This is a genomic window from Gammaproteobacteria bacterium, from assembly GCA_037388465.1.
In the GTDB taxonomy this organism is placed as follows: domain Bacteria; phylum Pseudomonadota; class Gammaproteobacteria; order SpSt-1174; family SpSt-1174; genus JARRKE01.
The window spans coordinates 1-7,987 of sequence record JARRKE010000096.1 but is presented as its reverse complement, the minus strand read 5'-3'; the positions used below and the strand labels follow the sequence as shown (position 1 = coordinate 7,987).

The window sequence follows — 7,987 nt, the reverse complement described above, 5'->3', positions numbered from 1 at the left end:
CCGGGCGATTTCGTACCCATCGCCGAGCAGTCGGGACTGATCATGGATCTGGACGACTGGGTGATGCACGAGGCCATCCGGCAGCTGGCCGAATGGCAACGCGAAGGCATCGGTTTGTGCATGAGCATGAATGTGAGTGCGCGCCAGTTCGAAACGGCGGGATTCTGCGAGCGGCTGCGCGTCCAGTTCGCGCAACACCCGAATGTGGACCCGTCGGCCCTCAAACTGGAAATCGTGGAAAGCATCGCGATCAACGATCTGGAGCATGCGGCCCATACCATCGAGGAATGCGCGCAGCTCGGTGTACGTTTTGCGCTGGACGACTTCGGCACCGGCTACGCCTCCATCGCCTACCTGCGCCAGCTGCCGGTGGCATCCATCAAGATCGACCACAGCTTCGTGGCGGCAATGCTGGACAACCCCAGCGAATACGCGCTGGTGAAATCCCTGATCGGCATGGCGGAGTTCTTCAGGCTGGAGTGCATCGCCGAGGGCGTGGAGAGCACCGAGCAGATGGAGGCCCTGACGGCGGTCGGCTGCTACAAGGTGCAGGGCTTTGCCGTTGCCCACCCGATGCCGGCCGAAGCCCTGTATGAATGGCTCAAGGACTGGCCCGTCGGCGGCTGCCTGGAGCAGCTCGGCGCGGCCTGAGTTGCGCCCCGGTTCGGTGCGGCCTGGCGGCCCGCGAACCAGCCTGGTGCGCAGGTGTGCCGAAAAAACGCTGTGAACATGGCGGGGCGCCAGCCGGACAGGCTGGCGCAGCTCTTGCTTTATTAGAGATCGAGAATACGGGAGGCGTCCGACCTTGCGGTCAGGGCAGCCCGGTTTGACAGGGTAACTAGGGTTCCGGCTCGGTAGAGCGACTGGTCCAAGGGTTGCCCGGCCTCATGCACGAGGTTCCACGGCGGGACAAAAGCCCGGGAGGTTCGTCTCCCGTGCATGCCGTTTGTGGAACCTTCTTGCCACGTCACTTGCCGTGACCTGCGGTTCCCCGGCTGCACATGCCGATTTATGACTGTTTGGGCTGGTCAAGGGGAATGTCATGCAACAGGTGATGCGACAAAAAAGCGGCTACTGGCCGCATTTCCTCGCGCTGGGGTACGCCCTGGGCGGTTTCGCCCTCGGGCTGTGGCTGATCACACGCGCGCCGGGCTGGCCGACGCTGCCGGGGATGCTGCTGCTGGCGCACGCCATGGTGATCGGCGCCTACCTGGTGCACGAGTGCGCGCACAACACCATCTTTCTGAATAACCGCTACAACGCCTGGCTGGGCGAGCTGCTCGACTGGCTGGTGGGTTCCGCCTACGGTTCCTACGAAGGCATACGCCACAAGCATTTCCGCCATCACGTGGACCGCGCCGACGTCGTGGCCTTCGATTACCGTCCCATGCTGGAGCGCCATCCCGTATTGCTGCGTCTGGTGCAGGCCCTGGAATGGGCCTACATCCCGGCGGTGGATCTGCTCATGCATTCGCTGGTTCTCATCCTGCCGTTCCGGCTGGAGAGCCGGCGCTCACGCCGGGGGCGGGTGATCGCGGTGCTGTTCACCCGTATCCTGTTCTTCGCCTGGCTGGGCTGGGTCTCTCCCTGGGCGCTGCTCTGGTACGGCGTGGCATACATGCTGTTCCTGCACGTGATGCGCTTCATGGACGTCCATCAGCACACCTACGAGGTGTTCGAGACTCTGGAAGGCGAACGCGGCGTGGAGGCGGAGCAGTTCGACCGCAGCTACGAAAACCACAACACCTATTCCAACCTGATTTCGCTCAAGCACCCGTGGATGAATCTGTTTACGCTCAATTTCGGTTATCACAACGCGCATCACGTGCGTCCCACGGCGCCGTGGTATGCACTGCCGCGTCTGCATCGTGAACAGTTCGGCGACGACAGGTCGCAGATACTGTTCGTCTCCAATCTGTTGCGCTCGTATCACCGTTATCGCGTGGCGCGGGTGCTGAACGCCGATCCTGCCAATATGGACGTCGGCAACGGCCGCGATTTCATCGGTGTGGTCGGCGTGTCCTTTTTGACCGCGCATTGAGGCCGGCCGCATGACACAGGTGAAACGGTTCTGGCCGCTGCTGACCGGTACGCATAAATACGAAAAAACCCTCTCGACCCGTCATCACGGGCAGGGTGTGATCATCGAGGCGCCGATACTCGCCTATCTGATCGAGACGTCGAACGGCCGTATTCTTTACGACGTGGGCTGCGATTACGGCAAGATCGCCGATCCCGCGCTGCGCACCCGGTACTACGAGAACGAGGCGTTTCCCTTCGGTCCGCCGGAAATGACCGAGGAACAGCGCCTGCCCAATCGCCTGGCCGAGCTGGGTCTGGCGCCGGAGGACGTGGACGTGGTGTTCTGCGGTCATCTGCATTTCGATCACGGCGGCGGACTGTGCGAGATGTGCCATGCGGAGGTGCATGTGCACGGCCGCGAGCTCGCCGCGGCGAAGGCGCAGGCCGACGAGGCGTATTTCCAGGATGACTTCGCCGGCGACTACCGCTGGCGGATCATGGAAGAGGAGTACACGGTGACGCCGGGCGTGCAGGCCGTCGAATCGCCGGGGCATACGGCCGGCCACATGTCGCTGTTCATCGAACTGCCACGTGGCGCACCGATCATTCTCGCCGGCGATGCCGCGGATCTGCAGGAAAACATCGAGCAGGAGATCGCCCCCGGCCTGTGCTGGGAGGACCGCGAAGATCTGGCGCTGGACAGCATCCGCAAGCTCAAGCATCTCGCGACGGAGACCGGTGCGGAACTCTGGCCCAATCACGATATGGCGTTTTACCGCAGTCGCCGCCGCTTCCCGGATTTCTACGAGTAGGTTGCATGCATCAGGTTCCCCCCGAATACGTCGGCTTGTGGCGACGCGATCGCATCGTGCACCCGGATGGCACGCGCGATGTGACCACCGAGGTCTATTGGCTGCAGAGTCACGGGCTGTATGTTGATCTGCGGATTCCGCAGCCGCGTCCGGATTTTCGCGGCTACCGGCGCGTCGAGGATCTGCCGCCCGAGCTGCTGGCCTGGCTGCAGCACCAGGAGGGTTTCGCGGGCACGCTCGCGGTGAACGACAGCATCTGCCGTTGGCAGCGCGACCTGGATTATCAGCCGCCGGGCGAATTCGAGGATATCGGGCAGGCGCGGTTCATCAACGGCGCGCTCATGATCGAGACCGGCGTGCTGGTCGAGTACGACGAGGTCTGGCGCAAGTCCGTTCTGAACCGCGACGCGGGCGTGCTCGCCATGCGGGTGAGAAAGCATGAGGGCAATCGCGAAGGGGTGCTGGTCGCGGTGGGCGATTACTTCATGTATGCCATCGATCGGGCGCACCCCCTGCCGCTTCAGGCTGCCGGCGAGGTCAGCACGCGCACCTGGAACCTGGCGCATTTCGATTGCGAGATCGGCTTCGGCCGGATACGCGGGGCCTCCAGCCCCTGGTTGATCGAGCGCTGCTCCCTGCCGTTTCGGGAAGGCGAGTGCCTGCTGGAGCCGTCCGCCGCAACGCCGGTAAGCGGCGAATGCTGGACGCCGCCTGCCGGCTGCATGCTGGAGAAGGCCGGCGCGCAATGGACGGTGATGGAATGCACGCCGGATTTCACCGGCTTTAACGGGGACGGTTAGAAGAATGAATCAAAGACTGCCGGTCATCGTGCTGGTCGGTGCCTCGCTGATGTGGGGCACCATGTGGTGGCCGTTGAAACAGATCAACGCCCTGGGCGTCGAGGGGGTCCCGTTGACCTTCGGGGCGTTCGGCGCGGTCACGCTGCTCCTGCTGCCGATGCTGTTGTCGCAGCGCCGGCGCTGGGCGGGCGAAGGACGCTATCTGCTGTTGATCGCCCTGCTCGGCGGTTACGCCAACATCGCCTTCACCTGCGCCATGGTGTACGGCGAGGTGGTGCGCGTCATGGTGCTGTTCTACCTGCTGCCGGTGTGGGGCGTGCTGGGCGGGTGGCTTTTCCTGGGCGAGCGTATCGACCGGGTTCGCGCCCTGGGGGTGGCGCTGGCGCTGGGCGGCGCCTTCCTGATCCTGGGCGGATTCAAGTCCTTTGCCGGTCGCATCTCCTGGCCGGACCTGCTGGCGGTGACCTGCGGCATGGCGTTTGCGGGCAACAACCTGGTGTTTCGTGCCCGCCAGGCTTTGCCGGTGTCGAGCAAGGTGGCGGCCATGCTGATCGGTTGTTTCGCCATCGCCGCGCCGCTGACCCTGGCGGGCATTCAGCCCTGGCCGCAGGTGGAACCGTTGAGCTGGGTATGGGTGGCCGTGTACGGTCTGGGCTGGATGATGATCGCAACCATCGGCACCCAGTGGGCGGTGACTCACATGGAGGCGGGGCGCGCCTCCATCCTGATCATTCTCGAACTCGTTACCGCCGTGGTCACCGCCACGATCATCGGTGGCGAACGCATGAGCACCATTGAATGGCTGGGCGGCGGGCTGATCGTCGCCGCCGCGTTGCTGGAGGCCTGGCGTGATGAGTCCGAGTCGCCAACCGCCGCGCCAGCCGGCTGATATCCGATAGCAAGCAAAGGAACCCGAACCATGAGGATTCATTACCTGCAGCACGTGCCCGCGGAGGGCCTGGGCGCGATCGAGGACTGGGCGCAGCGCAAGGGGGCGCAGCTTAGCGTGACCCGTTTGTACGAGAACGATGCGCTGCCCGAACCCGACGGCTTCGATTGGCTCATCATCATGGGCGGGCCGATGAACATCTACGAGGAAAGCGACCATTCCTGGCTGATTCCGGAAAAGCGTTTCATTCATCGCGCCATTGAGGCCGGCAAGGTGGTGCTCGGATTCTGTCTGGGCGCGCAGCTGATCGCGGACGCGCTGGGCGCGCGCGTGACCCGCAATCCGGAAACCGAGATCGGCTGGTTCGAGGTCACGCCGGTCGACTCGGTGATCACATCCCCGTTGGACAAGCTGCTGGATCAGCCGGTGATGGCGTTTCACTGGCACGGCGACCGTTTCGAGATGCCGCCCGAGGCGCAGCTGTTCGCGCACAGCGAGGCCTGCGCTCACCAGGGGTTCGTGTATGACGATCGCGTCTATGCGTTCCAGTTCCATGCCGAGGTGACGCCGAAGGTGGTGGCCACCTTCATCGAGGCCGAAGGGGCGTTGCCGTACGGACCCTACATTCAAACCCCCGAGGCGATGCTGGCGGATACGGCCCCGTTCGAGTCCATGAATCAACGCCTGTTCGCCTTCCTCGACGGCCTGGCCGACAGGCATTCATAAAAAGAAGCCGTCGGTGGCGGTACGATGACTTACCGTGCGTACCACTCGGTCAGGAAGTCGATAAAGACGCGGGTCTTCTTGGACAGATAGCGGTTGGGCAGATACATGGCGTAGATGTCGGTGTCGGGCGAGGCATAATCGTCCAGGGCCGTTTCCAGGTGTCCGGCGGTGATATCCCGGTTGAGGGTGGTCGAAGGCAGGCGGATCACGCCCAGTCCGCCCACCGCCGCCTCACGCAGTGCCTCCGGGCCGTTGACCCAGAAATTCCCGCGCACCTGGATGCGTTCCTCGCCGTCCGGTCCGTGAAACACCCATTCGTTCCGCATCGGCACCGAGGCATACAGAAGGCAGTTGTGGTGGGTCAGTTCCGCCGGCGTGCGGGGCTTGCCGTGCCGGTGCCAGTAATCGGGCGCGGCGCACACCACCCTGCTGGTCGAGATCAGCCGCCGGGCGACCAGGTTGGGTTGCGGCGTGGCGGTCAGACGGATCGCCAGATCGAACGCCTCCTCGGCCAGGTCGACGAGCCGGTCATTCAGCACCATTTCGAGACTGACCTCCGGATAGCGGGCCAGGAAGGCGGGAATGGCCGGCGCCACCTGGTTGGAGCCGAAGGTGACCGGCGCGGTGATGCGCAACAATCCACGCGGCGCCTCGTTCAGCCGGGCCACCGCCTCCTCGGCCGTTTTCGCCTCCTCCACCAGCCGGGCGCAGTGCTGGTAAAACACCGAACCCGCCTCGGTCAGGCTCAGTTTGCGGGTGGTGCGATGCAGCAGGCGCGTGCCCAGTTCGTGTTCGAGTTCCCCGATGCGTTTGCTGACCACGGGCGTGGACAGGCCGAGGTCGCGCGCCGCGGCGGTAAAGCTGCCCGCCTCCACCACCTGGGCGAAAGCGGCCATGGCGACCAGAGAAGGCATGGCTTCATCCTTATTACTAAAGATTTAGAAACAATATTATTCAAAATACCCCGATTATCAATTGATCGGAAACACTTACACTCTGCCACCTGCGAACAAGCGTGGGGGAAACCACGATGAACAAAACAAGCAATGTCATGGGTTGGGGGCTGCTGGTAATGGCCCCGGTGATCTGGGGCGGCATGTTCCCGGTCGCCAAGGTGGTGCTGCCGAGCGTGGACCCGTTCACCATCACCGCTATCCGCTACGGTGTGGGCGTGCTGATCTTCCTCGCCATCCTCGCGGTGCTGGAGGGGCGCGCCGCACTGAGTTTCGAGGGCCGCGCCTGGCGGCTGTTCGCTTACGGCACGGTCGGGTTCGCCGGCTTCAATATGCTGGCCTACACCGGCCTGGCACATTCGCGGCCGGAGCATGCCGCCGTGATCATGGCCTTGATGCCCATGATCACGGTGCTGGTCAGTTGGGTGCGCAGCAGGCAACGTCCGGCCACGTTCACGTTGCTGACCGTGGGCGTCGCCTTCCTGGGTGTGTTCCTGGTGGTCACCAACGGCAATCCCGAACGGGCCCTGCACAACGGCGAGGTCTCGGGCGATCTGATGCTGCTGACCGCCGCGGTGTGCTGGGTGGCCTATACGCTCGGAGGCGGTGATTTTCCGTCCTGGTCGCCGTTGCGCTATACCGCGATGAGCTGTGCACTGGGCACGCTTTCGATCCTGGCCATCACCGGCGGTCTGGCCGCGCATGGCGATATCGAACTGCCCACGCTGTCGGTCATCGCCGGTTTCGGCTGGGAGTTCTTCTACCTGGTGGTGCTCGGTGCAGTAGTGGCGGTGCTGAGCTGGAACGTCGGGATCAGGGCCGTCGGTGCGGTCAACGGCGTGCTGTTCATCAACCTGGTGCCGGTGACCGCGTTCGTGATCGGCGTCGCCCAGGGCCATGACTTCGGCCGGGACGAATTGCTGGGTGCGTTGCTGGTGATCGGCGCCCTGGTGGCGAACAACCTCTACACCCGTCGCCGTCTCGCCCCCGCGCCCCGGCGGGTAGCGGCCGAGCCGGTGGGCGCGGAGGCCTGAGCATGTTCATCGTCAGACTCAGTTACCAGGCCTCGCTCGCCGAGATCGACCAGGCGCTGGCGGCGCACAAGGCCTATCTGGATCAGCACTACGCGGCGGGCCGGTTTCTGGTTTCCGGACGGCTGGAACCGCGCACCGGCGGCGTGATTCTGGCGAGCCTGTCGGATCGCGCCGAGCTGGATGCGGTGCTGGCGGAGGATCCTTTCGCGCAACAGGGACTGGCGGCGTACGAGGTGCTCGAGTTTCACCCGACGCGTTGGGATTCGAAACTGGACGGCGCGTTTACCGCGGGCGCATAGCAAAAATAAAGCCCCGGCCGTTGGTGGGCCGGGGCGAGCCGGGGGCAATCCCAAGCGGAGTCGGGTCAGAAGAACTTGAGATAGCGGTTTTTTTCCCAGTCGGAAATGTAGTTGTGGTAATCGGTCCATTCCTGGCGCTTGAAGTCCACGAAGGCGCGGAACATCTGCGGACCCATCACCATCTCGCTGAGCGGATCGGCCTCGAAGGCATCGACCGCTTCTTCCAGGTTGCGCGGCAGGGAGGCGACGCCCATGGCGTCCAGTTCCTCCTGAGTGTGCAGATACATGTTTTCGGTATGCGGGTTGCCCGGGTCCATGCCTTCGCGGATACCTTCCAGGCCGGCCGCCAGCATCATGGCCGCGCCGAGATTCGGATTGCTTGATATTTGGGCAGCACTGATTTAGTTACGGCCGCCGCCTAGCGGTTTGCGGAACATGTTGGTGCGGTTGTT

The 7,987-nt window shown here is 63.9% G+C and carries 9 protein-coding genes, 1 pseudogene and 1 riboswitch; of the genes and pseudogenes, 8 read left to right on the top strand and 2 right to left on the bottom strand.

What is annotated here, in order from left to right:
- The 6 genes from P8Y64_12970 to P8Y64_12945 all read left to right on the top strand — a co-directional run.
- On the top strand, nt 1-651 hold a 651-nt coding region (locus tag P8Y64_12970; protein ID MEJ2061377.1), incomplete at its 5' end, for an EAL domain-containing protein.
- A 176-nt stretch (nt 652-827) separates the two neighbouring features.
- A riboswitch (guanidine-I (ykkC/yxkD leader) is annotated at nt 828-926 on the top strand.
- Nucleotides 927-1,042: 116 nt separating this feature from the next.
- Nucleotides 1,043-2,041, top strand: coding sequence for a fatty acid desaturase (locus tag P8Y64_12965; GenBank protein MEJ2061376.1), 999 nt, complete (start codon nt 1,043-1,045; stop codon nt 2,039-2,041).
- Between the two features lie 10 nt (nt 2,042-2,051).
- Nucleotides 2,052-2,834: an N-acyl homoserine lactonase family protein gene (locus P8Y64_12960; GenBank protein ID MEJ2061375.1), complete on the top strand. Its 783-nt coding sequence runs from the start codon at nt 2,052-2,054 to the stop codon at nt 2,832-2,834.
- Nucleotides 2,835-2,839: 5 nt separating this feature from the next.
- Nucleotides 2,840-3,634: a hypothetical protein gene (locus P8Y64_12955; protein MEJ2061374.1), complete on the top strand. Its 795-nt coding sequence runs from the start codon at nt 2,840-2,842 to the stop codon at nt 3,632-3,634.
- 4 nt (nt 3,635-3,638) lie between these two features.
- Nucleotides 3,639-4,523 (top strand): DMT family transporter, encoded by an 885-nt coding sequence (locus P8Y64_12950; protein ID MEJ2061373.1) that lies wholly within the window; start codon nt 3,639-3,641, stop codon nt 4,521-4,523.
- Nucleotides 4,524-4,553: 30 nt separating this feature from the next.
- On the top strand, nt 4,554-5,249 hold the full coding sequence (locus P8Y64_12945; GenBank protein ID MEJ2061372.1) for an amidotransferase: 696 nt from the start codon (nt 4,554-4,556) through the stop codon (nt 5,247-5,249).
- A 29-nt stretch (nt 5,250-5,278) separates the two neighbouring features.
- Here the strand turns inward: P8Y64_12945 and P8Y64_12940 are convergent, their stop codons facing one another.
- Nucleotides 5,279-6,163, bottom strand: coding sequence for a LysR family transcriptional regulator (locus P8Y64_12940; protein ID MEJ2061371.1), 885 nt, complete (start codon nt 6,161-6,163; stop codon nt 5,279-5,281).
- Between the two features lie 116 nt (nt 6,164-6,279).
- Between P8Y64_12940 and P8Y64_12935 the strand changes: the two genes are divergently transcribed.
- Both P8Y64_12935 and P8Y64_12930 read left to right on the top strand, forming a co-directional pair.
- Nucleotides 6,280-7,236 carry a DMT family transporter gene (locus P8Y64_12935; GenBank protein ID MEJ2061370.1) on the top strand — a complete coding sequence of 319 codons (957 nt, stop codon included), beginning with the start codon at nt 6,280-6,282 and terminating at the stop codon, nt 7,234-7,236.
- Between the two features lie 2 nt (nt 7,237-7,238).
- Nucleotides 7,239-7,535 carry a YciI family protein gene (locus P8Y64_12930; protein ID MEJ2061369.1) on the top strand — a complete coding sequence of 99 codons (297 nt, stop codon included), beginning with the start codon at nt 7,239-7,241 and terminating at the stop codon, nt 7,533-7,535.
- Nucleotides 7,536-7,600: 65 nt separating this feature from the next.
- On the opposite strand, the pseudogene P8Y64_12925 reads toward P8Y64_12930, so the two are convergent.
- A pseudogene (locus P8Y64_12925) lies at nt 7,601-7,987 on the bottom strand (type III glutamate--ammonia ligase).

Excerpts from the sequence above, each read along its gene's own strand:
- P8Y64_12965 (MEJ2061376.1), top strand. The coding sequence starts at position 1,043 with ATGCAACAGGTGATGCGACAAAAAAGCGGCTACTGGCCGCATTTCCTC.
- P8Y64_12960 (MEJ2061375.1), top strand. The coding sequence starts at position 2,052 with ATGACACAGGTGAAACGGTTCTGGCCGCTGCTGACCGGTACGCATAAA.
- P8Y64_12955 (MEJ2061374.1), top strand. The coding sequence starts at position 2,840 with ATGCATCAGGTTCCCCCCGAATACGTCGGCTTGTGGCGACGCGATCGC.
- P8Y64_12950 (MEJ2061373.1), top strand. The coding sequence starts at position 3,639 with ATGAATCAAAGACTGCCGGTCATCGTGCTGGTCGGTGCCTCGCTGATG.
- P8Y64_12945 (MEJ2061372.1), top strand. The coding sequence starts at position 4,554 with ATGAGGATTCATTACCTGCAGCACGTGCCCGCGGAGGGCCTGGGCGCG.
- P8Y64_12940 (MEJ2061371.1), bottom strand. The coding sequence starts at position 6,163 with ATGCCTTCTCTGGTCGCCATGGCCGCTTTCGCCCAGGTGGTGGAGGCG.
- P8Y64_12935 (MEJ2061370.1), top strand. The coding sequence starts at position 6,280 with ATGAACAAAACAAGCAATGTCATGGGTTGGGGGCTGCTGGTAATGGCC.
- P8Y64_12930 (MEJ2061369.1), top strand. The coding sequence starts at position 7,239 with ATGTTCATCGTCAGACTCAGTTACCAGGCCTCGCTCGCCGAGATCGAC.